The sequence below is a fragment of the Rathayibacter sp. PhB127 genome (assembly GCF_003751665.1).
GTDB classification, from domain to species: domain Bacteria; phylum Actinomycetota; class Actinomycetes; order Actinomycetales; family Microbacteriaceae; genus Rathayibacter; species Rathayibacter festucae.
Map to the genome: position 1 here is coordinate 1 of NZ_RKHW01000006.1, position 20,891 is coordinate 20,891.

Here is a 20,891-nt window from a genome sequence, read left to right on the forward strand (position 1 = left end):
AGATCCAGCAGTGGACACACCCCGCGAGGCGGTCCGTCGAGTAGAAGGTCAGACACCCTCCCGCGCCACACCACCATTCTCAATGTCGAGTAGCCGCGCAGCGGCGTATCGAGACCTGCAGTTCGGAAGCAGGGTGGATCTCGATACGCCCGCTCCGCGAGCTACTCGATCAGCATGAAGACGCCCGCTCCGCGGGCTGCTCGATCAGCGGGGAGAGGGAGCCGCGGCGCTCAGGGAGCGAGCGCGCGTGCCCGCTCGAGGAGGTCCTCGGCGACCTCGTCGAGGAAGCGCTGCTGCAGGGCGTCACCGACCTGGACGAAGGCGATGTCGGTGAAGCCGGCCTCGATGAAGGGGACGACGCTCTGCGCGAGCTCGTCGAGGTCGGGGCCGCAGGCGATCGACTCGGCGACGTCCTCCGGGCGCACGAATTGGCTGGCGCCCGCGAAGCCGGCCGGGGTGGGCAGGTCGGCGTTGACGGACCAGCCGCCGGCGAACCAGCGGAACTGCTCGTGCGCCAGGGCGATCCCCTGCTCCTTGTCCGGCGCCCAGCAGATCGGGATCTGCCCGATCGAGCGCGACGGAGCGGCGTCGGCACCGCGGACGGCGGTCCACTGCGAGACCAGCTCGGCCTCGGGCTCGGTGGTGATCAGGTGGTCGCCGAGCGGGGCGAAGCGCTCGATCGACTTCTCGCCCGAGACGGCGAGGCCGATCGGCACGGGCTTGTCGGGGAGGTCCCAGATCCGGGCGGAGTCGACGCGGAAGTAGTCGCCCTCCCAGGTGACCAGCTCGCCGGTGTGCAGCGCGCGGATGATGTGCACCGCCTCCTCGAGCATGTCCTGGCGCGCGGAGACGGCGGGCCAGCCCTCGCCGACCACGTGCTCGTTCAGGTTCTCGCCCGAGCCGAGGCCGAGGAGGAAGCGGTCGTCGGAGAGGATCGCGAGGGTCGCCGCCTTCTGCGCGATCACGGCGGGGTGGTAGCGGATGGTCGGCGCCGTCACGTAGGTGGCGAGCTCGATGGTCGAGGTCGCCTGCGCGACCGCGCCGAGCATCGTCCAGGCGTAGGAGGCGTGCCCCTGCTCGGTCAGCCAGGGCGAGTAGTGATCGCTCGAGACCGCGAACTCGAAGCCGTGCCTCTCGGCATCGACCGCGTAGCCCACCAGCTGCTTCGGGCCGCTCTGCTCGGTCATCAGGGTGTAGCCGAATCGCACCATCGTCCGCCTCGTTCCGCTCGTCGTCGTCGCCGTGCCGGAGGGCAGGCGTCCATCGTTCGGCTCCATCGTCGGGCGGGGACGGGTGGCGCCGACAGCCCCTTGCCCGCCGGGCGGAGGCGGGCTAGCGGCGCCGCGCGTCAGACGAAGCGGACGCGGTTCTGGACGCGGGTGCGGACCTCGAAGGACTCGCCGTAGCCGCCGAGGCGCGGGTCGTCGGTGCCGGAGCGCAGCAGCTGCGGGAGGAGGGAGCGGCGGATGAGCACGTCGCCCGCGTGGCGACCGCGCTCGACCTGCTCGTAGGGCTGCTCGAGCGCGTCGTCGGGGACGACGATCACGCTCGCGGAGAAGCGCACGCCGAGCTCGCGGCCGAGGCGGCGGGCGGCCTTCGAGAGCGAGGCGAGCGGCTTCTCGTCCTCGGCCAGGCCCACACCCTCGACCTCGCCCTTGCGCAGGCGGACGGGCTCGCCCCAGTCGGCCGAGGTCAGGGCGAGGAGGCCGGACGGGCCGAGCACCAGGTGGTCGATCTTGACGCCGCCGTCGCCGACCGCGACGTCGTTCCAGATCGTGAAGGCGATGCCGAGGGCGCCGACCAGGGAGGCCGTCGCCTCCTCTGCGTGGGCCTTGGCCAGCCAGGAGCGGACCTCGCGGGGGGCGGAGCGCACCAGCGCGGGGTCGAAGGGGTCGTCGATCTCGACGCCGCGGCCGACCCACTCGCGGACGAGGCGGAGGTAGTACTCGCGGGCGGCGCCGCCCGGGTGGCCGTAGGAGCGGGCACGCACCGAGGACGCCGTCTGCTGGCGGGGTGAGCCGGTGTACGGGGCGTGCGAGGAGGCTCCGGGGGCGGGCGCTCCGCGGTCGTAGTCGACGCGGGCGCCGGCGCTGCCGATCCGCTCCCAGGCGACCTGCACGGCGTGGAACGAGGCCGCGTCTCCCCCGGTGTCCGGGTGGGTCTCGCGGAGCAGGCGGCGGTAGGCGCGCTTGAGCTCGTCCTCCGACGCGCTCGCGGGGACGCCCAGCACCTCGTAGGGGGTGCGGGCGGCGTGGCTGTCTGGCATGTGCTTCCGGAGGGTCGGGGGCGGCGGGTGAACGCCCGGTCTCCGAGCATATCGACGCCGCCCGGGCGCCCGGTGGGAGCGCGCAGTGCGCTCGCTCCACGGCGCCCGGGCGCGGGTCGGCGTCCGGACCCGGGTCAGCGGTCCGCGAGCAGCTCGCGGACGCGCGGGATCACCTGGGTGCCGTAGAGCTCGATGTTCCGCATGATCGCGGCGTGCGGCAGGGTGCCTGCGCTGTACTTGAGGTCGAAGCGGTCGATGCCCAGGGCTCCGACCGTGTTCGCGATCTTCCGGGCGACCGTCTCGGGAGAGCCGAGGTGCAGGGCGCCCTCGGGGCCCGCCTCCTCGGCGAAGCGCTCGCGGGTGAGCGGGGCCCAGCCGCGCTCACGGCCGATCGAGTCGAGCATGCCCTTGTAGTGGCCGAAGTACAGCTCGTGCGCCTCCTCGTCGGTGTCGGCGATGAAGCCGGGCGAGTGCACGGCGACGGGCAGGCGCGGCTGCTCGAGCTGGTCGAGGGCGCGGCCGAAGAGGTCGACGTAGGGGCGGAAGCGGGCGGGAGCACCGCCGATGATCGCCAGGACCAGCGGGAAGCCGAAGCGCGCGGCGCGGACGACCGACTCGGGGCTGCCGCCGACGCCGATCCAGGTGCGCAGGCGGCGGTCGCCCTCCATCGTCGGGTAGACGCTCTGCTCGGTCAGGGCCGGGCGGACCGTGCCCTGCCAGGTGACCGGGCCGCCCTGCACGAGCTCGTGGAACAGCTCCAGCTTCTCCTCGAAGAGGACCTCGTACTGGGAGAGGTCGAGGCCGAAGAGCGGGAAGGACTCGGTGAAGGAGCCGCGGCCGAGGATGACCTCGGCGCGGCCGTTCGAGAGGCCGTCGAGGGTGGCGAAGCGCTGGTAGACGCGCACGGGGTCGTCGGAGGAGAGGACGGTGACCGCGGAGCCGAGGTGGATGCGCTCGGTCTTCGCGGCGATCGCGGCGAGCACGACGTCCGGGGCGCTGACGGCGAAGTCGGCGCGGTGGTGCTCGCCGACGCCGAAGAAGTCGAGGCCGACCTCGTCGGCGAGGACGCCCTCCTCCACCACGTCGCGCAGGACCTGGCCGTGCGAGAGGAGCGTGCCGTCGGCCGCGGCCGTGACGTCGCCGAAGGTGTCGACACCGAACTTGATTTCATGCGTACTCATGGACTTTGCAACCTCCGAGGGTCGGGGACTATTCCGGCGGCGACGGCCGGCTCGCGGTAGGCCAGCCCGAGCGACGTGACGGTGTCGTGCGCGTTCAGACCGCTGGGATTGGGAAGGACCCAGAGCGGGGCGCCGGCGATCGGCTCCTCCTGCCGGCCCTGGCGCGCCTTGGTCCGACCGAAGGCGGCGCGGTAGGCGGTGATGCCGACCATCGCGACGGCGGCGGGGCGGACGCGCTCGACGGTGCGGACCAGGCGCTCGGCGCCGGCGCGCAGCTCCTCCGGCGTGAGCTCGTCGGCGCGGGCGGTGGCGCGGGGCGCGAGGTTGGTGATGCCGACGCCGCGGTCGGTGAGGGCGCGGCGGTCCTCGGCGGTCATCCCCTCCGAGACGCGGAGCACGCGGTCGAGGATCCCGGCGGCGGCGAGGGCCGGGTAGAAGCGGTTGCCCGGGTGCGCGAAGTGCGCGCCGGTCGCGGCCGTCCAGAGGCCGGGGTTGATGCCGACGAAGAGGAGGCGGACGTCGCCGTCGAGCAGGTCCTCGACGGTGCGGTCGCGGTACGAGGCGAGCTCGGCGCGGGAGAACGGCATGCGGCCATCCTGCCGTGCGGGCCGCGCGGACGGTGGCAGCATGGGGACATGACGAACGCATCGCAGGACCACCCGATTCAGCACGGCAGCGACGACGCACCCCTGGACGAGAAGCTCCGCGGCATCCTGCTGCAGGTCGCCGGCGATGCCGAGCTCCGGCCGGAGGAGGACGTCGAGGCCCTGCTGCGCCAGCGCCTGCGCGACACCCGCATCGAGATCGCGGAGGAGCACATCGCCGGGCTCGCGCGGCGGATCCCCGGGCTCACGCAGCGCGGTGGCGGCGACCTGAGCCCCGGCGCGCACTGAGTCCCACGCACACCGAGGCACGGCGCGCACTGAGTCCCGGCGCGCACCGAATCCCGGAGCGCACTGAGCGCACCGCGTCACTCCGGCAGCGCCGGCCCCTTCCGGTGGTGATCGAAGACCAGGCTCGTCCGGGTCGAGGCGACCGCCGGATGCGCCGAGAGGTTCGACACCACGAAGTCGCGGATGTCGTTCGAGTCGCGCACGGCGACGTGGAGGAGGAAGTCCTCCGAGCCGCCGAGGAAGAACAGCTGCACGACCTCGGGCAGCGCGCGGATCTCCTCGGCGAACCGGGTGATCGCCTGCCGCTGACCGGCGCGGATGTTGACGCTGATCAGTGCCTGCAGGGTCAGCCCGAGGGCCGCGGGGTCGAGCTCGGCGGTGAAGCCGGTGATGATGCCGCGCTCCACGAGGGAGCGCACCCGCGAGACGCAGGTGGAGGGCGCGATCCCCGCCCGCTCGGCGAGGCGGCTGTTCGGCGTGCGGGCGTCGGCGCGGAGCAGGCGGACGAGGGTGCGGTCGATCGGATCGAGGTCGCCGAGGTCGTGCAGATCCTGCGGTCTCATGGCGGCACGGCTCCTTCTGATCGCAGATCCTGCGGCGAACATCACGATTCTCGGCGATCCTGCGGATGTTCTCCCGTTCGAAACACGATCTTCGCACGATAGGGGCAGTCCACCGCGAAGGAGCAGTCATGCGCATCGGCATCCCCACCGAGATCAAGAACAACGAGAACCGCGTGGCCGCGACGCCCGCCGGAGTGCACGAGCTGGTGCGACGCGGGCACGAGGTGCTGGTCGAGGCGGGCGCCGGGCTCGGTTCGCGGGTCTCGGACGAGGACTTCGCCGCCGCCGGCGCCCGCATCGTCGCGGGGCCGGAGGAGGTCTGGGGCGAGGCCGACCTGGTGGTCAAGGTCAAGGAGCCGATTGAGGCGGAGTACCCGCGGATGCGCTCCGGGCAGATCCTCTTCACCTACCTGCACCTCGCCGCCTCGCGCGCGTGCACCGACGCGCTGCTGTCCGCCGGCACCACCGCGATCGCCTACGAGACCGTGCAGCTGCCCGATCGCCACCTGCCCCTCCTCTCGCCGATGAGCGAGGTCGCCGGGCGGCTCTCGATCACCGTCGGCGGCTACCACCTGATGCGGGCGGCCGGCGGGCGCGGCACCCTCCTCGGCGGAGTGCCCGGGACGCCGAAGGCCAAGGTCGTGGTGATCGGCGGCGGCGTGGCCGGCGAGCACGCGGCGGCGAACGCGCTCGGCATGGGCGCCGACGTGACCGTGGTGGACCTGTCGATCCCGCGGCTGCGCGAGCTCGAGGCGCGCTTCGACGGGCGGATCCAGACGCGCGCGTCCTCGACCTACGAGATCGCGGCGCAGATGGCGGAGGCGGACCTGGTGATCGGGTCGGTGCTCATCCCGGGCGCGCGGGCGCCGAAGCTCGTCACGGACGAGATGGTGGCGACGATGAAGCCCGGCTCGGTGCTGGTCGACATCGCGATCGACCAGGGCGGCTGCTTCGAGGGATCGAGGCCGACGACGCACGACGACCCGGTCTTCGCGGTGCACGACAGCGTCTACTACTGCGTCGCCAACATGCCCGGCGCGGTGCCGGAGACGTCGACGCGTGCGCTGACGAACGCGACGCTCCCCTACGTCGTCGCGCTGGCGGACCGGGGCTGGAAGGCGGCGCTCGCGGCGGATCCGGCGCTCGCGAAGGGGCTCAGCACGCACGACGGGCAGGTCGTGAACGCGGCGGTCGCCGAGGCGTTCGGGCTGCCGGCGGCGAGCCTCGAGGCGCTGCTGGGCTAGGCGGCCTGCAGGCCCAGGGCCTCGACGATCTGCGCGATCTCGTCCTCGGGAGCAGCCGCGAGGTCGACGGTGACGTGCCGCTCGTCGTCGCCGAGCGGCTCGAGGGCCTCGAACTGCGAGTCGAGCAGGGCGGGCGGCATGAAGTGGCCGGTGCGCGCGCCGAGGCGGTCGGCGATGAGCTCTCGGGTGCCGGCGAGGTGCACGAAGACCAGGTCGTCGCGGCGGAGCACGTCGCGGTAGCGCCGCCGCAGGGCGGAGCAGGTGACGACGACGGAGTCGCCGCCGCTCACGAGGGCGTCCACGCGGGCCGCGATCGTCGCCAGCCAGGGGGCGCGGTCCTCGTCGTCGAGCGGGACGCCCTCGGCCATCTTCGCGACGTTCGCAGCGGGGTGGAGCTCGTCGCCCTCGACGAAGGTCCAGCCGAGGCGGTCGGCGAGCAGGGTGGCGATCGTGGACTTGCCACTGCCGGAGACGCCCATGACGACGAGGGCGCGGACGGGGGTGGCGGAGGGACTGGCCGATGCGGTCATGACCTCGATTATGTCCGACGAATAGCTGGTCGGGCGAGGCGTGCGCCGGAATACTGAGGGCATGGACGAACCGCGCTCGCTGCACGAGGCGGTGCTCGACGAGCTCGGGGCGCAGATCGTGCAGGGCGCGCTGGCCCCCGGGAGCGCCTTCAGCGCGGACGACCGGGCCGAGCGCCGCGGGGTCTCCCGCTCGGTGATGCGCGAGGCGGTGCGGGTGCTGGAGTCGCTCGGGCTGGTGGTCTCACGGCGGCGGGCGGGGACGCGGGTGCAGCCGCCGGAGTGCTGGAACGCGCTGGATCCGCGGGTGATCGGCTGGAGCCTCGACGGGCCGGACCGGCAGGCGCAGCTGCACCGGCTGAGCCAGCTGCGCCTCGGCGTGGAGCCGCTGGCGGCGCGGCTCGCGGCGGAGCACGCGTCGAGCGAGCAGAGGGCGGCGCTCGTGGCGGCGGCGGGCGGGATGTCCGAGCACGCGCGGGCGGCCGATCGGGAGGCGTATCTCGCCGCCGACACCGCCTTCCACCAGACGCTGCTGGCCGCGTCCGGGAATCCGCTGCTCGCGCAGCTGGGCGATCTCGTCGCGGAGGTGCTCGCGGGGCGGACTCGGCACGCGCTGATGCCGCGGGAGGCGGACTCGGAGGCGGTGGGGCTCCACCAGGCGGTCGCCGCCGCGGTGGCGGAGGGCGACGGCGAGGCGGCGGAGGCGGCGATGCGCGCGATCGTCGAGGAGGCGGATCGGGCGGTACAGGCGGGCTGAGTGCGGCGGCGGGTCGCGGCGGGCGGGTCTCGATTCGCCCTGCGGGCTGCTCGACCAGCATGCGGCGGGACGCCGTCCGTTGGCTCTGCAAGCAGGGCTCTCTCCATGCTGATCGAGTACCCCGCGGAGCGGGCGTATCGAGATCCACCAGCGTCAGTCTCGATACGCTCCTGCGGGGCTACTCGACCAGCACGACTGGGGCTGGGACACCCTGCGCCTCGAGTGGGGCTCCGAATCGGGTGTGGCGGGTTGCTGTGCGGGCCGGCGGGGCGCACAGTGGAGAGATGGCCGAGGGATACTCCTCCGCGCAGGTGCGGGCCGCCGAGGCGCCGCATCTGGCGCGTCGAGAGCCGCTGATGCAGCGGGCAGCGGACGGGCTCGCGCGCGAGCTGCGGGCCGCGCTCGGCGCGCGCAAGGACCGGCGCGGCGCGGGCAGCGTGCTCGTGCTGGTCGGGCCGGGGAACAACGGCGGGGACGCCCTGTACGCGGCGGCCGAGATCTCCTCCTCCGGCAGCGACGTGTCGCTCGTGCTGACCGCCGACCGGGCGCACCAGCGCGGACTCGCCGTCGCGCTGGACGACGGCTGCGGCCGCGTCGCGGCCGACGACCCGGCCGCGCTCGCGGCGGCGGTCGCCCGCGCGGACGTGATCGTGGACGGCATCCTCGGCATCGGCACCGCGGAGCCCGCGCTGCGCGGGCGGCCGCGCGAGGTGGTGGCGACGGTGATCGAGGCGCTCGGACGACGCGAGGACGCGCCCGTCGTGGTCGCCGTCGATCTGCCGAGCGGGATCGGGCCCGACGACGGCGCGGTGCCGGACGAGACCGTCCTGCCCGCCGACGTGACCGTGACCTTCGGGGCGATCAAGGCGGGGCTGCTGCTCGAGCCCGCGCGCTCCTACGTCGGCCGGATCCGGCTCGTGGACATCGGGCTCGGGCCCGACCTCGCCGGCGTCGAGCCGATCGTCAGGACCTAGAGCCTCGGCCTACGCCTGCGCGCCGCGGGTGAGCAGGTGCGCCCGCTCGGGGTGCTGGTCGAACCACTGCCCGACGTACCAGCACATCGGCACGATGCTGCGGCCGCTCGTCGCCTCGATGTCGTCGACGGCGAAGGCGACCAGCTCACCGGCCAGCCCCTGGCCGCGGTGCGGCGGCGAGGTGAAGGAGCGCACGAGCGAGACGCTCTCGTCGTTCTCGTGGAAGTCGAGGACGCCGACGAGCGCGCCGTCCTGATGCAGCTCGTAGCGGGACGCGTGGTCCGCCCGGCGGAAGTCCTTGGCCATCTCCCCAGGGTAGGCCGCTCGCGCTCCGAGTGGCCGGGGTGGTCAGGATCCGTCGTCGAGGAGCTCGCCGTCGACGTAGTACCAGCGGCCGTCCTCACGGAGGAAGCGGCTGCGCTCGTGCACGAGGCCCGACCCCTCCGACGAGCGGTAGGAGGCGCGGAACTCGACGAGCCCCTCCGCGTCGTCCTCGCCGCCGAACGAGGTGTCGACGATCTGCAGGCGCCGCCAGCGGACGTCGTCGTCGAGGTCGACGCGCTTCGGGCGGGTGGACGGGTGCCAGCTGGACAGCAGGTAGCCGGCGCTGCCGAGGACGTTCGCGCTGTAGCGGCTGCGCATCAGGCGCTCCGCGATCGGCGAGGGCGTCTCGCCGAGGTGGGCGGGGCGGCAGCAGTCGGCGTAGTGGCGGCGGCTTCCGCACGGGCAGGCGTCGGCGGGGTGCATCCGGACAGTCTCGCAGGGCGCGGACGCGCCGGATCGCCCTACTCCCCCGCTGCCGCAGACCCCGCCAGCAGGGACACCGCGAGCAGCGCTCCCGTCGGCCCGGGTCCGACGGCGTGCAGGGTGACCTCGACGACGCCGTCCTCACCCGTCGACGGGGTGATCGCGTACTCCACCTCGACGGCGTCGTCGAGCGTCCGGACGGCGAGCGGCTCACCCAGCGGGCGGCCGTCGATCCGGAGCTCGTGCTCGCCGCCGCCGTCGCGGTCGCGCAGCAGGACGCGGAGCACCGCGGCGCGCTGCGACGGATCGACGAGGGTGTAGCCGAACCAGCCGTCCGGGCCCTCGGCGCTGCGCCAGTGCACGCCGTCGGCGCCGCCCGCGCGGCTGCGGTGCCCGACGAAGGCGTGGTCCGACTCGGGCTGCTGCTCGCCCGCGGTCACGGAGTCGATCACCGCGGCTGCGGAGGCGGCCTCGCGGTCGAGCGCGGCGAGCTCGGCCCGGCGCGCGGCGGCGTCGGAGCCGGTGGGCCAGTAGAGCGTGTAGCGGCTGTCGTGCAGTGCGGAGAACGGCTCGAGGCGGACCGGGCCGGCGTCGGTGCGGAGCTCGGCGGTCAGGGTCGCGCGGTCGAGGAGGGCGACGGCGCCGACTCCCCCGGTCACGACCGGGGTCGCGGCGAGGTCGCGGAGCGGGCCCGCGGCGACGTGCGCCATCCGCCGGCCGTCGGCGATCAGTCCGTCGAGGTCGGCGTCGTCGGTCCGCGCCGCGAGCACGACCGGGCCGTAGGAAAACGCCGACCAGGCGGAGCCGTCGGGCAGCGGCTCGGCGCGGAAGCCGAGCGCGAGGACGATCCGGATCTCGTGGCGGCCGGGCTCCAGGACGGCGGTGCGGACGAAGCCCTCGACGGCCGCGGTGTCCAGCGCTGCGCCGTCGACCGTCACGGTCATCGACTCCGCCCACGACGGCCGGCGGAGCCGCACGGCGCCGGCGCGCTCCAGGTCCACGGTGATGGTCGCGTCGTCCGCCTGCGGGAAGGCGGTGTCGATCCGCGCGCGCAGCCCGTGCTCCGGGGCGTCGAGGGTCGAGGGCAGGTAGAGGGCGATCAGCAGGTCGTCGCCGGTCTGCGCACGGTCACCGTCGCGCGATTCGTCGCCGACGAGGGCGTAGACCAGCTCGCCGTAGCGGGCGTGGTTCTCCAGCCCCGTGCCGACGCAGCACCACATGCCCTCGTGCGGCGCGGAGTAGACCCGGTAGTGCGCCGGGCGCAGCGGCGTGAAGTAGACGAAGCCGCCGTCGGGGTGCTGCGAGGAGAGCAGGTGGTTGTACTGCGCGCGCTCGACGTAGTCGAGGTAGCGCTCGTCGCCGCCCGACTCGAAGAGGACGCCGCTCAGCTCGATCATGTTGGCGGTGTTGCAGGTCTCGGGGCCCTCGCGGTCGAGGATCATCGGCGTGAAGTCGCTCGCGCGGTGGAAGTGCTCGCGCACGCTGTTGCCGCCGATCGCGACGGTGCGCTCGCCGGTGACCCGCTCCCAGAAGAAGCGTGCGGCCGGCAGCTGCTCGCCGCCGAGGCGCGCGTAGCCGACCGCCTTCGGGATCTGGGTGTTCGCGTGCAGCCCGTCGAGCGCGTCGCGCCGCTCGATCAGCGGGTCGAGCAGCGCGCGGTGCGAGAAGCGCGCGGCCTCGGCGCGGTAGGCGGCGGCGCGCTCGGGGGCGCCGGGGTCCGCGGCGGCCACCTGCTCCGCGAGATCGGCGAACGCCTCGTTCATCCCGCCGAACTCGGCGTGCAGCATCGCCTCGAAGGCGTCGTCGTCGAGCCCGGCGGAGACTCCGAGCCACCAGTCCGCGAACCGCACGGCCATGGCGAGCGCCCGCTCCGAGCCGCCGGCGGACGCGGCGTCGAGCAGCCCCGAGAGCGTCTTGTGCAGGTTGTAGAGCGGCACCCACCGGCCGTTGAGGGTGAACAGGTCCGCGTCGACCTCGCCGCGGGCGAGCTCCTCGCCCAGCGCGCGACCGCCGGGGACACCGCCGAGATAGCCGGTGCCGACCGCGTCCTGGGCGCGCTCGAGCCCGTCGAGGAGCGTCTCCATCCGCTCGCGCGCGGCCTCGTCGCCAGTCGCCGCGAGCATCAGAGCGCTCGCCGAGAGTGCGTGCCCGCCGACGTGCCCGTCCAGCCCGTCCGACTCCCAGTTGCCGTAGCCCTCCCCCGCGGGCAGGCCGGCCTCGCGCAGGAACGGCGCGAGCAGGCGGTCGGGGTCGAGCGCGAGGAGGTAGCGCATGCCCGTGGCCTGGGCGTCGGCGAAGGCGCTCGGCAGCAGGCGGACGGAGCGCAGCGGGAAGCGGCGAACCGGGCGGACAGCGGGGGCGGTGCGGGGCAACGGGAGACCTCTCAGCCCTTGACGGCGCCCGCGACGAGACCGCGGACGTAGTACTTCTGGATGGCGGCGTAGAGCAGCAGGCACGGGATCATCAGCAGCACCGCGCCGGCGATGACGTAGCCGAAGTCGGTCTGGCCGAAGGCGCCGGAGGAGATGTTCTGGATGGCGACCGGCAGCGTGAAGAGGTCCTGCCGGGTGAGGAAGGTCAGCGCGCCGAGGAAGTCGCTCCAGGCGCCGAGGAAGGCGAAGAGGAACACCGTCGCGACGCCCGGGACGATCATCGGCCGCAGCACCGAGAAGAGGATGCGGAACGGGCCGGCCCCGTCGATCCGCGCGGCCTCGGTCACCTCGCGCGGGATCTGGGCGAAGGAGTTGCGCATCAGGAACACCCCGAACGGCAGGTTGAAGGTGAGGTAGAAGAGGATGATCCCGAGGTGCGTGTCGGTCAGACCGAGCGCGTTCATCTCGAGGAAGAGCGGCGTCAGCACCGCCTGGAACGGCACCATCATCGTCAGCAGGATCAGGCCGAACGCGACGTTCGAGCCGCGGAACGGGAAGAGCACCAGCGCGTAGGCCGCGAGGGTGGTCACCACCACGCTGAGCACAGCGGTGCCGAGGGCGATGATCAGCGAGTTGACGATGTAGGTCCCCGCGCCGATCGAGCCGAGCAGGCCGGTGTAGTTGTCGAGGGTCAGATCCGAGAAGGACTGCTCGGCGGCGGGCGCGACGATCTGCGCGCCGGGCTGGAACGAGCGCAGGATCGACCAGGCGACCGGCGCGACGAACGCGACCGAGACCAGCGTGCCGAGCACGACGTAGAGGACGGTGCGGAGCCGGGCGGCGGGGGTGCTGCGGCGACGGGCCGGCACCGGGGCGGCGGCGGGCGCCGGCGGCCGGACGGGCGTCGGAGTGCGAGGGGGCATCAGTCGTCCTTCATCACGCGGAACTGGAGCAGCGTCAGCGCGGCGGCGATGACGACGACCACGAACGACAGCGCGGTCGCGTAGCCGACCTGCAGATCGCCGAAGGCCTTGTTGTAGACGTAGAGCATCACGGTGAGGGTGCCGGTGCCCGGCCCGCCGCCCGTGATCACGTAGAACTGGGTGAAGGCGAGGATCGCGCCGACGAAGCCGAGCACGCTGAGCAGGCCGAGGTAGCGCTTCACCAGCGGCACCGTCACCAGGAACTCCTGCTTCCAGCGGCCCGCGCCGTCGATCGCCGCGGACTCGTAGAGGGCGTCGTCGATGCCCTGCATGCCCGACATCAGGACGATCATCGTGAAGCCGGAGCCGACGTAGGCGCCGAGGAGGACGATCAGCGTCGTCGCGCTCGTCGCGTCGAGCAGCCAGGCGGTGGGCGCATCGGTCAGCCCGACGGCCATCAGCACCTGGTCGAGCGCGCCGCTGTCGGGTCGGAACTCGAGCAGCGCGACGAAGCTCAGCGAGGTGAGGCCGATCACGTAGGGCACGAAGACGGCGGTGCGGATGATCCCCGCTCCGCGCCGGTTCGAGCGCACCAGCACGGCGAGCAGGTAGCCGACGACGATGCCGAGCAGCGTCGAGACGACGGCGAAGCCGAGCGTGTACAGGACCGAGGCCCAGAAGGTGGTGTCCGAGAAGGCGGTCGCGTAGTTGTCGAACCCGACGAAGCCGACGGTGCCGACCAGCGGCCAGTCCGTCACCGAGATCACCACCGCGAAGAGCAGCGGCACGACGACGAAGACCACGACGAGCACGAGGGCGGGCAGGATCATCAGGAGCCCGGTGCGGGCGTCCTTCTTTCCGAGGGCGACGCTCATGCCTGGTTCACCTCCAGGACGCGGGCCGTCTCCTCCTGGCCGCGGTCGAGGACCGCGTCGAGGTCGTCGTCGCCGAAGACCGCGCCGCGGAACATCGCGAGCCACGGGGACTGCACGGTGTTGGTGAGCTGGGTGTACAGAGTGGTCGGGGCCGCGAAGCCCTCGTTCATCCGCTTCATGCCGGGGACCATCAGCGGGAACGCGTCGACGAAGCCGGTCTCGAGCACGTCGTCGCGCACCGGGTACCAGCCGAGCGCGGCGAGCTCGGACTGCTGCTCCAGCTCGGTGACGAAGCGCATGAAGTCCCAGGCCGCCTCGGGGTTCCTCGCGCCGCGCGGGATCGAGAGCACCGCGCCGCCGGAGAACTGCGAGACGCCGCCGTCGGGGCCGGGGAACGCGCTGACGCCGAGGTCGCCGAGGAACTCGGGGGTGGCTCCGCCGACGATCAGGTCGTAGGAGCCGGGGAAGAGACCGACGGTGCCGTCCAGGAAGTCCTTGCCCCAGGCCGTGCCGCTGTCGGCCGAGGCGCCGGGCTGGGCGAGGCCCTCCTGCTCGAAGGTGCGGTAGAGCTCCAGGGTGCGCCGCAGCGGCTCGTTGCCCGCGACGGTCGCGCGCTGGCGGCCGACGACGCCGTCGTAGAAGGGACTCTCCTCGGCCCAGAAGTGCGGCTGGATCACGTAGCCGAGGATGCCGGCGGAGTTGCCGGTGAAGGTCACCCCGGAGACGCCGTCGAGCTGTTGCAGCGCCCGGGCGTGGGTCAGGTACTGGTCGAAGTCGGTCGGTCCCTGCTCCGGGTCGAGGCCGGCCTGCTCGTAGAGCCGCTTGTTCCAGAACAGCTGCGACACGTTGGAGAGGGCGGGCAGGCCGTAGACCTTGCCGTCGTAGGAGGCGACGTCGAGCAGCGGCCGGTTGAGGCGGTCGGCGTAGGGCAGCGCCTGGATCAGCGGGGTGAGGTCGGTCAGCGCCTCGCGGGAGCTGAAGACCGGGGTGGTGACCGAGTCGGGAGCGACGACGTCGGGCACGGCGTCCGCGCGGATCGCCGTCGCGAGCTTGGTGACCATCTGTCCCTCGGGCAGCACGGTCAGCTCGACCCGCACCGCGCTCTGCGCCGCGTGGTACTTCTCGACGATCAGCTGGGCCGGCGTGAAGGCGACGCTCCGGCACCAGAAGCGGATCGTGCCGCTCGGGGCGGCGGCGAACGAGGGCGCGGAGACGTCGGCCTCGGGCAGCACGGCGGAGCAGCCGGTCAGGCCGAGCGCGGCCGCGAGGCCCGCGCCGCCGAGGGCGAGCGCGCGGCGGCGGGTCAGGTCGGGCAGGTGCGGGTCGAGCAGGCGGAGAGGAGAGTGCGTCATCGATCCCTCGTCGTTCGGTCGGAGCGGGCGGTCGGGTGCGTGCGGTGGGCGGGTGAGCGCGGGATCAGGTGGAGTCGCGGACGATCAGCTGGCAGGGGTGCGCCTCGATCCCGGCCCGGGGACGACCGTCGATCGCCTCCAGCGCGCGGGCGCCGGCCGCCCGGCCGAGCTCCTCGAGGTTCATGTCGACCGTGGTCAGCGCAGGACGGGAGTTCATCGCCGCGGCGGCCCAGTTGTCGAAGCCGACGATCGCGACGTCGTGCGGGACGCTGACCCCGGCCTCGCGGAGGCCGTCGGCGACGCCGCGGGCGATCTCGTCGCTGCCGCAGAGCACCGCGTCGACCGGCTCGACCCGCTGGCGCAGCATCTGCGCGGCCTGACGGCCCCAGGTCTCGGTCCAGTTGCCGTAGAGCGAGCGGTCGCCGACCAGGCGCAGGCCGAAGGAGGGCGCGTGCTCCTGGACCGCCTCGGCGCGGATCCGGGCGGAGTAGTCGAGCCGGGGCCCGGCGACGTAGGCGATGTCGCGGCGGCCGAGCGCGGCGACGTGCTCCAGAGCGAGCAGGATGCCCTGGGTCTGGTCGACGACGACGGACATGTCGGCCGGGTCGTCGGAAGAGCCCATCACGTAGACGATCGGCACGCTGGTCGCCGGCAGCGCCGGGCGCGGACCGGTGAGGTTGGTCATCACCACGATCGCGTCGACCCCGCGGGCCGCGAGGATCTCGACGCAGTGCCGCTCGCGGACCCGGTCGCCGCGGGAGTTGCTCAGCAGCACCGAGGCCTGCTCGGCGGGGAAGGCGTCCTCGAGCCCCCACATCACCGGGATGCTGAAGCGGCCGATGTCGTCGGAGGTCACCAGGCCGATGGTGAGCACCCGCTGCTCCGGGGCCGGCCCGCTCGCGGCGGCCGGCAGCGCGAAGCCGAGCTCGGCGGCGGCGGCGAGGATCCGCCCGCGGGTGTCGCCGCTCAGCTGGCCGCGGTTGTTCAGCGCCTTCGAGACGGTGCCGACGGAGACGCCGGTCGCCGCGGCGACGTCGCTGAGGGTGACGCGGCGGGCGGGGAAGCTCATCGGGGTCGTCCTCTTCTCGTCGTCGAGAGCGCTGCTGCGCGTGACGGCCACGGTAGCTTGCGGCAACTTTCCGCGTCAAGGCAAAACTTGCCGCAGCTTGCTGCGACGGGCGCGGAGGTGTGCATCCCCTCCACGTCCGCGGCTCCGGGTTGAGACGGGCCGATGATCTCGGCATCGTGGCTCCCTCATCGATCACGGACGGAAGGAACGACCCGATGCTCACGCTCACCGACAACGCCAGCACCGTCGTCAAGACCATCACCGGTCAGACCGAGACCCCCGTCGAGGGTGGACTCCGCATCAGCGGCGACGACCTCGACGCCCGCAACTTCGCCGTCGCCGTCGCGCCGGCCCCGGAGACCACCGATGCGGTCGTGGAGCAGGACGGCGCGCGGGTCTTCCTCGACGTCGCCGCCTCCGTGGCCCTCGGCGACAAGGTGCTCGACGCGCAGGTGGACGAGGGCGGCTCCGTCACCTTCGGCATCACGCCGCAGGGCTGACGCTCAGCCTGTTCAACGACGGAGGCCGCCCTTCCCGCAGCAGCGGGCGGGCGGCCTCGGTCGTTCCGCGGCGGATCGCCGTGGGCGGTGCGGCTCAGGACAGGACGTCGCGGGTGGTGAAGCGCGCGATCGCCAGTGAGCCGAAGACGGCGACGTAGGCGAGCTGCAGGAGCGCGTTCTCGCCGAACGAGCTCCAGGCGATCGGATCGCGCAGCAGGTCGGCGAAGTCGAACCAGCGATCGGTGAACAGGAACGGGTGCAGGGCGTCGAGCTGCGAGAGCGAGCCGACGATCTGCGCCGCGATCGAGACGACGACGGTCGCGGCCATCGCGCCGACCGGGACGTCGGTGAGCGTCGAGATGAACAGCCCGATCGCCGCGAGGCCGACCAGCGAGAGCGCCGCGTAGACCGCGATCGCGAGCGCGCGGCCGATGGCGTCCGCGAGCGGGACGGTCGTGCCCGAGAGCAGGGTGACCGGGCCGGCCGGGAAGAGCGCCAGGCCGATCAGGATGCCGACGACCATCACGGTCAGCGCCGCGGCGAGGCAGAACGCGATCGCGGCGGCGAACTTGACCGCGAGCAGCCGGATCCGGCCGACCGGGCTGACCAGCAGGTAGCGCAGGGTGCCGAGCGACGCCTCCCCCGCGATCGCGTCGCCCGCGACGACGCCGACGGTCAGCGGCAGGAAGAGCGGGACGGCGACCGTGATCGCCGCGAAGCCGGTGAACAGGCCGTTGCCCGCGATCGCGCCGACGAACGAGGGGCCGCCGCCGTCGCCGCCGGACAGCCGCACGGCGACCGCCAGCAGGATCGGGATGGCCGCGAGGGCGGCGAGCAGCGCCCAGGTGCGCCGTCGGCGGAAGAGCAGGGCCAGCTCGGAGGCGAGCAGCGAGCCGACGCCGATGCTCCGGCGCGGACGGGCGGGGGCGCCGGTGGCAGCGGCGGTCTCGGTGGTCTCAGCGCTCGACATCGAAGCCCTCCCCGGTGAGCTGGACGAAGCGCTCCTCGAGCGAGGGGCGGCGGACGGAGAAGCCGCGCACGCGGACGCCCGCGGTGACGAGGGACGCGACCACGGACTCCGGGGCGGCGCTCGCGGGCATCGCGGCGACCACCAGCGGCGGATCGATCGGGTGCTCGGCGGGGACGAGCCGCGGCGCGAGCCCGAGCTCGACGAGGGCGCGCTGCGCGTCGACGACATCGGGCGTGAGCAGCTCGAGCGAGGCCGCGTCACCGCGGAGCTCGTCGAGCCCGCCCTGCGCGACGAGGCGTCCGGTGCGCATCACGGCGGCGTGCGTGCAGAGCTGCTCGATCTCGGCGAGCAGGTGGCTGGAGACGAGGACCGTCGTGCCGTCGGCGTTGAGGCTGCGCACGAGCGAGCGGACCTCGCGGGTGCCCTGCGGGTCGAGCCCGTTGGTCGGCTCGTCCAGCACGATCAGGTCGCGCGGCGAGAGCAGGGCGACGGCGATGCCCAGGCGCTGCTTCATCCCGAGCGAGTACGAGCCCACCTTCTTGCCGGCCGCGGCGGAGAGGCCGACGCGGGCGAGCGCCTCCTCCGCCCGGCTGTCGCGGGTGCGCGCGGAGGTGCCGGCCTCGGCCGCGTCGAAGCGGCGGAGGTTGGCACGGCCGGAGAGGAACGGATAGAAGCCCGGCCCCTCGACGAGCGCGCCGACCCGCGGCAGCACCTCGGCGGCGCCGCGCGGCATCGCCGTGCCGAGGACGGTGATGTCGCCCTCGGTCGGCGCGGCCAGGGCGAGGAGCATCCGGATGGTCGTGGTCTTCCCCGAGCCGTTGGGCCCGAGGAAGCCGAAGACCGCGCCGCGCGGGACGGCGAGGTCGAGACCCGACACCGCCTCCTGGCGCCCGAAGCGCTTGGTGAGGCCCCGGGTCTCAACCGCGAGCTCTCCGGTCGTCACCGACCGGCGGCGGCGGTCAGCGCGTCGACCGGGACGGCGCCCGCGAGGACGCGTCCGTCGTCCGTGAAGAGGACCGTGAACAGCGCGGAGGAGAGCACCCGGCCGCCGTCGACGGCCGTGGTCACGGCGTTCAGCTGGGCGAGCGACTCGGCGTCGCCGGCGGGCAGCTCGACGATCGAGCCCCAGCCGGTGCCGGTGGTGGTGACGCCGGAGTCGCCCTCGGGCGCGGCCGGGACGTCGGTGGCGTCGGTGGACGCGTCCTGCTCGTGCGTCGGTGCGGCCTTCTCGGTGACCTCCGCGCCGACGGGCGGCGTGAAGGAGAACATCGCGGCGTCGGGCGCCGAGACGTCGATGCTCGTGTAGGCGACGCTGAAGGCGGGCGCGGTGCCTCCGACGGGAGTGACGGCCACGCCGAGGGGCAGGCCGGTCTCGCCGTCGATCGAGACGGTGACCGAGCCGACGAGGGTGCTGCTGTCGCGCGGGGTGAGCACGAGCTCGTAGGCGTCACGGCCGGCGACGCGGACGTCGGAGCCGACGGCGACGGTGGTGGTCGGGTCGATCGAGGCGAGCAGCTGCTCGGCGATCGAGGACGGGGTCGGGATCTCGCCGGCGGGAGCCTCGGTCGGCGGAGCGGCCGTGTCGCCGGCGGGCGGCAGCAGGTGGGTCGCGGAGTTCTCGGCGGAGTCGTAGATCCAGACGCCGTCGGCCTTCGTGGCGACGACGTCGCGCTCGGCGAGGCGGTCGAGGACCTGCAGGCGCGCGCCGTGCTCGGCGTCGACGAAGACGCGGGCCTGGTGCGAGCCGGTCGCGAGCTCCATCAGCGCGCTCGTCGCCGAGGCGTCGTCCGAGCCCTGCGCACCGGAGCCGGTGCTGCCGAGCGCGGAGAGGTCGGGGAGCCCGAGGGCGGAGGTCTGCTGGACCTCGCCCGAGAAGGCGGTGGTGTCGCTCTCGGCGACGAAGGTCAGGAGGTCGGCGGCGGACTTCTCCGGGAGGTCCCCGGCCGCGCTCGCGGACAGGGGCAGGGTGACGGCCGCGGCGACGACGACCAGGGGGACGGCGGCGGCGGGGACCCAGCGCTTCCAAGAGGTGCTCATAGTGTTCGACGCTACGCCTCGAAACGGCGCGCCGCCTCCGAGCCGCGCGCCGTCACGGCGGACCGTCAGGCGATGCGGTCGGCCGAGACGACGACGTTGTCGACGTAGTGGCCGTAGGAGTCGTCGAACACTCCCCCGCAGGTGATCAGCCGCAGCTGCGGAGTGGGGCTCGGGCCGTAGACGTCCTCGGTCGGGAAGTCCTCCTTGGGCACCGAGACGGAGCCGGTGACGGAGAAGGTGCGCGTGCTGCCGTCGGACAGGATCACGTCGACCGTGTCGCCGGGGACGAGGGCCGTGAGGTCCAGGAAGACGCCGGGGCCGATCCGCGAGTCCACGTGACCCGCGATGACGGAGGGGCCGACGTCGCCGGGGACGACGCCGTCCCGGTACCAGCCGGCCTCGTCGACCTGGACGGGCGGCTGGATCCAGCCGGTGTCGTCGCGGGTCAGCGACTCGAGGGTGGAGTCGACGCCGATCGCGGGGATCACGACGCGGACCGGGGTGACCGCCGACCGCGCAGGAGCGGCGGCGGCGACCGGGTTCTGCAGCGCGCCCGCGTCACCCGGGGAGGGGGTGGCCGGCGCCGTGGTGGCGGGGGCGGCGGAGGAGGCGGCGGACGTCGCCGCGGGGGCGGCCTCCTCCCCCGCGGTGGCGCAGCCGGCCAGGAGCAGGAGCGCCGCGAGGGCGGCTCCCGCTCCGGCGAGGCGGCGCATCAGCTCGCTCGGCCGGTGCCGACCGAGGAGCGGCGCGCGATCAGGGCGAGGGCACCGGCGACCGCGGCGAAGACGCCGAGGACCGAGAGCACGCCGAGGAGTCCGTCGACGAGCGGCGCTGCGGCGGACGTGGTGGAGGCGACGTGCACGGCGGTGGCGCCGCCTCCGGTCTGGATGCCGCCCGTGGGCAGGTCGCCGATGGCGGCCGAGTCGAGCACGGGCGAGACGACGAGGCCGTTCGAGGCGTCGTCGAGGACGAAGAGCGAGGCGACGGAGCCGGGCGCGAGGTCGAGGTCGGCCTTCGCGGTCACGGCGCCGGCCGAGAGGTCGAGGCTCCACGGGCCGGCGGGGACGCTGGTGTAGCCGGTGGCGGTGCCCTGCGCGGCGCCGGTCGCGAGCAGCGTGCCGGTCGTCGTGGCGACGTCCACCTGGCTCGCGGTGGTCGAGGCCTGGACGACGCGGACCCGGGCCTGGCCGTCGGCGGGCGGGGTGAGGTCGTCGGTGAAGACCGTGGTGCGCAGCACGGCGTTGCGGCCGAGGGCGGCGACGGTCAGCGGGGTGCCGGCCGAGACGTCGACGGACTGCTCGATGACCGGGGCGGTGCCCTCGGGGGCGTCGGACGGGACCATCGCGACGACGTAGGTGCCCGGCTGCAGCGTCCAGTAGGGCGAGACCGCGCCGTAGGCGACGCCGTCGAGCTCGAAGCTCGCCCCGCCGCCGCCGAGGGCGGTCAGGGTGACGTCGACCGACTTGGTGTCGGGCGAGAGGTGCGCGACCCGCACCCAGCCGGTGGCCGGCGGCGCCTCGGCCGCCGAGGCGGGCGCGGCGCCGAGGGCGGCGAGCGCGGACACCGCGGCGAGGGCGAGCGCGGCGCGCGCGAGACGGAGGGGGCGGATCGGGTTCATGGCGGGTCCTTCGGGTGGGTCGT

The 20,891-nt window shown here is 73.7% G+C and carries 23 protein-coding genes; 5 read left to right on the plus strand and 18 right to left on the minus strand.

Going from position 1 to position 20,891, the window contains the following annotated elements:
- Positions 1-230 precede the first annotated feature (230 nt).
- The 4 genes from EDF22_RS19745 to EDF22_RS19760 all read right to left on the minus strand — a co-directional run bounded on the left by EDF22_RS19745 (position 231) and on the right by EDF22_RS19760 (position 4,034).
- Positions 231-1,211, minus strand: coding sequence for a TIGR03557 family F420-dependent LLM class oxidoreductase (locus EDF22_RS19745; RefSeq protein WP_123706533.1), 981 nt, complete (start codon positions 1,209-1,211; stop codon positions 231-233).
- A 137-nt stretch (positions 1,212-1,348) separates the two neighbouring features.
- A complete protein-coding gene (locus tag EDF22_RS19750; RefSeq protein WP_123706534.1) occupies positions 1,349-2,266 on the minus strand; it encodes a J domain-containing protein in 918 nt (305 codons plus the stop codon).
- A gap of 134 nt (positions 2,267-2,400) precedes the next feature.
- Positions 2,401-3,447 (minus strand): LLM class flavin-dependent oxidoreductase, encoded by a 1,047-nt coding sequence (locus EDF22_RS19755; RefSeq protein ID WP_123706535.1) that lies wholly within the window; start codon positions 3,445-3,447, stop codon positions 2,401-2,403.
- The gene (locus EDF22_RS19760) at positions 3,444-4,034 is read right to left on the minus strand and encodes a mismatch-specific DNA-glycosylase (protein WP_123706536.1); all 591 of its coding nucleotides are present in this window, start codon (positions 4,032-4,034) and stop codon (positions 3,444-3,446) included. The genes EDF22_RS19755 and EDF22_RS19760 overlap by 4 nt, the downstream gene beginning before the upstream one ends.
- A 48-nt stretch (positions 4,035-4,082) precedes the next feature.
- On the opposite strand from EDF22_RS19760, the gene EDF22_RS19765 reads away from it, so the two are divergent.
- Positions 4,083-4,340: a hypothetical protein gene (locus EDF22_RS19765; protein ID WP_123446108.1), complete on the plus strand. Its 258-nt coding sequence runs from the start codon at positions 4,083-4,085 to the stop codon at positions 4,338-4,340.
- Between the two features lie 77 nt (positions 4,341-4,417).
- Here the strand turns inward: EDF22_RS19765 and EDF22_RS19770 are convergent, their stop codons facing one another.
- Complete coding sequence (locus EDF22_RS19770) at positions 4,418-4,903, minus strand: Lrp/AsnC family transcriptional regulator (RefSeq protein WP_260303578.1); 486 nt, start codon at positions 4,901-4,903, stop codon at positions 4,418-4,420.
- A gap of 128 nt (positions 4,904-5,031) precedes the next feature.
- Here EDF22_RS19770 and ald point away from each other — a divergent pair, with 128 nt between their 5' ends.
- Entirely contained in the window at positions 5,032-6,147 is a 1,116-nt protein-coding gene (gene ald, locus EDF22_RS19775; protein WP_123706538.1) for an alanine dehydrogenase, read from the plus strand.
- Here ald and EDF22_RS19780 read toward each other — a convergent pair.
- Positions 6,144-6,677, minus strand: coding sequence for a gluconokinase (locus EDF22_RS19780; RefSeq protein ID WP_123706539.1), 534 nt, complete (start codon positions 6,675-6,677; stop codon positions 6,144-6,146). The two genes, ald and EDF22_RS19780, sit on opposite strands and share 4 nt — an antisense overlap.
- A gap of 61 nt (positions 6,678-6,738) precedes the next feature.
- Between EDF22_RS19780 and EDF22_RS19785 the strand changes: the two genes are divergently transcribed.
- Both EDF22_RS19785 and EDF22_RS19790 read left to right on the plus strand, forming a co-directional pair.
- Positions 6,739-7,431: a FadR/GntR family transcriptional regulator gene (locus EDF22_RS19785; protein WP_123706540.1), complete on the plus strand. Its 693-nt coding sequence runs from the start codon at positions 6,739-6,741 to the stop codon at positions 7,429-7,431.
- Between the two features lie 284 nt (positions 7,432-7,715).
- On the plus strand, positions 7,716-8,405 hold the full coding sequence (locus EDF22_RS19790) for an NAD(P)H-hydrate epimerase (protein ID WP_123706541.1): 690 nt from the start codon (positions 7,716-7,718) through the stop codon (positions 8,403-8,405).
- A 9-nt stretch (positions 8,406-8,414) separates the two neighbouring features.
- On the opposite strand, the gene EDF22_RS19795 is transcribed toward EDF22_RS19790, so the two are convergent.
- From EDF22_RS19795 to EDF22_RS19825, 7 genes are all read right to left on the minus strand, one after another.
- Entirely contained in the window at positions 8,415-8,711 is a 297-nt protein-coding gene (locus EDF22_RS19795; RefSeq protein ID WP_123706542.1) for a GNAT family N-acetyltransferase, read from the minus strand.
- A gap of 42 nt (positions 8,712-8,753) precedes the next feature.
- Positions 8,754-9,152 carry a YchJ family protein gene (locus EDF22_RS19800; RefSeq protein ID WP_123706543.1) on the minus strand — a complete coding sequence of 133 codons (399 nt, stop codon included), beginning with the start codon at positions 9,150-9,152 and terminating at the stop codon, positions 8,754-8,756.
- A 38-nt stretch (positions 9,153-9,190) separates the two neighbouring features.
- Positions 9,191-11,524: a glycoside hydrolase family 127 protein gene (locus EDF22_RS19805; RefSeq protein WP_260303579.1), complete on the minus strand. Its 2,334-nt coding sequence runs from the start codon at positions 11,522-11,524 to the stop codon at positions 9,191-9,193.
- Between the two features lie 11 nt (positions 11,525-11,535).
- Positions 11,536-12,447: a carbohydrate ABC transporter permease gene (locus EDF22_RS19810; RefSeq protein WP_123706544.1), complete on the minus strand. Its 912-nt coding sequence runs from the start codon at positions 12,445-12,447 to the stop codon at positions 11,536-11,538.
- Positions 12,447-13,322: a carbohydrate ABC transporter permease gene (locus EDF22_RS19815; RefSeq protein ID WP_123706545.1), complete on the minus strand. Its 876-nt coding sequence runs from the start codon at positions 13,320-13,322 to the stop codon at positions 12,447-12,449. Before EDF22_RS19815 ends, EDF22_RS19810 begins: the two co-directional genes overlap by 1 nt.
- On the minus strand, positions 13,319-14,674 hold the full coding sequence (locus tag EDF22_RS19820) for an ABC transporter substrate-binding protein (protein ID WP_123706546.1): 1,356 nt from the start codon (positions 14,672-14,674) through the stop codon (positions 13,319-13,321). The genes EDF22_RS19815 and EDF22_RS19820 overlap by 4 nt, the downstream gene beginning before the upstream one ends.
- A gap of 64 nt (positions 14,675-14,738) precedes the next feature.
- A complete protein-coding gene (locus EDF22_RS19825; RefSeq protein ID WP_148059253.1) occupies positions 14,739-15,743 on the minus strand; it encodes a LacI family DNA-binding transcriptional regulator in 1,005 nt (334 codons plus the stop codon).
- 215 nt (positions 15,744-15,958) lie between these two features.
- On the opposite strand from EDF22_RS19825, the gene EDF22_RS19830 reads away from it, so the two are divergent.
- Entirely contained in the window at positions 15,959-16,243 is a 285-nt protein-coding gene (locus tag EDF22_RS19830; protein WP_123446096.1) for a hypothetical protein, read from the plus strand.
- 94 nt (positions 16,244-16,337) lie between these two features.
- Here the strand turns inward: EDF22_RS19830 and EDF22_RS19835 are convergent, their stop codons facing one another.
- The 5 genes from EDF22_RS19835 to EDF22_RS19855 form a co-directional block, all read right to left on the minus strand.
- Positions 16,338-17,213 carry an ABC transporter permease gene (locus tag EDF22_RS19835; protein WP_123706548.1) on the minus strand — a complete coding sequence of 292 codons (876 nt, stop codon included), beginning with the start codon at positions 17,211-17,213 and terminating at the stop codon, positions 16,338-16,340.
- On the minus strand, positions 17,200-18,156 hold the full coding sequence (locus EDF22_RS19840; protein ID WP_123706549.1) for an ABC transporter ATP-binding protein: 957 nt from the start codon (positions 18,154-18,156) through the stop codon (positions 17,200-17,202). The genes EDF22_RS19835 and EDF22_RS19840 overlap by 14 nt, the downstream gene beginning before the upstream one ends.
- On the minus strand, positions 18,153-19,250 hold the full coding sequence (locus EDF22_RS19845) for a hypothetical protein (RefSeq protein WP_123706550.1): 1,098 nt from the start codon (positions 19,248-19,250) through the stop codon (positions 18,153-18,155). Before EDF22_RS19845 ends, EDF22_RS19840 begins: the two co-directional genes overlap by 4 nt.
- A gap of 65 nt (positions 19,251-19,315) precedes the next feature.
- Positions 19,316-19,963, minus strand: a complete 648-nt coding sequence (locus EDF22_RS19850; protein ID WP_123706551.1) for a class F sortase — start codon at positions 19,961-19,963, stop codon at positions 19,316-19,318.
- On the minus strand, positions 19,963-20,868 hold the full coding sequence (locus EDF22_RS19855; RefSeq protein WP_123446091.1) for a DUF4397 domain-containing protein: 906 nt from the start codon (positions 20,866-20,868) through the stop codon (positions 19,963-19,965). The genes EDF22_RS19850 and EDF22_RS19855 overlap by 1 nt, the downstream gene beginning before the upstream one ends.
- Positions 20,869-20,891 lie beyond the last annotated feature (23 nt).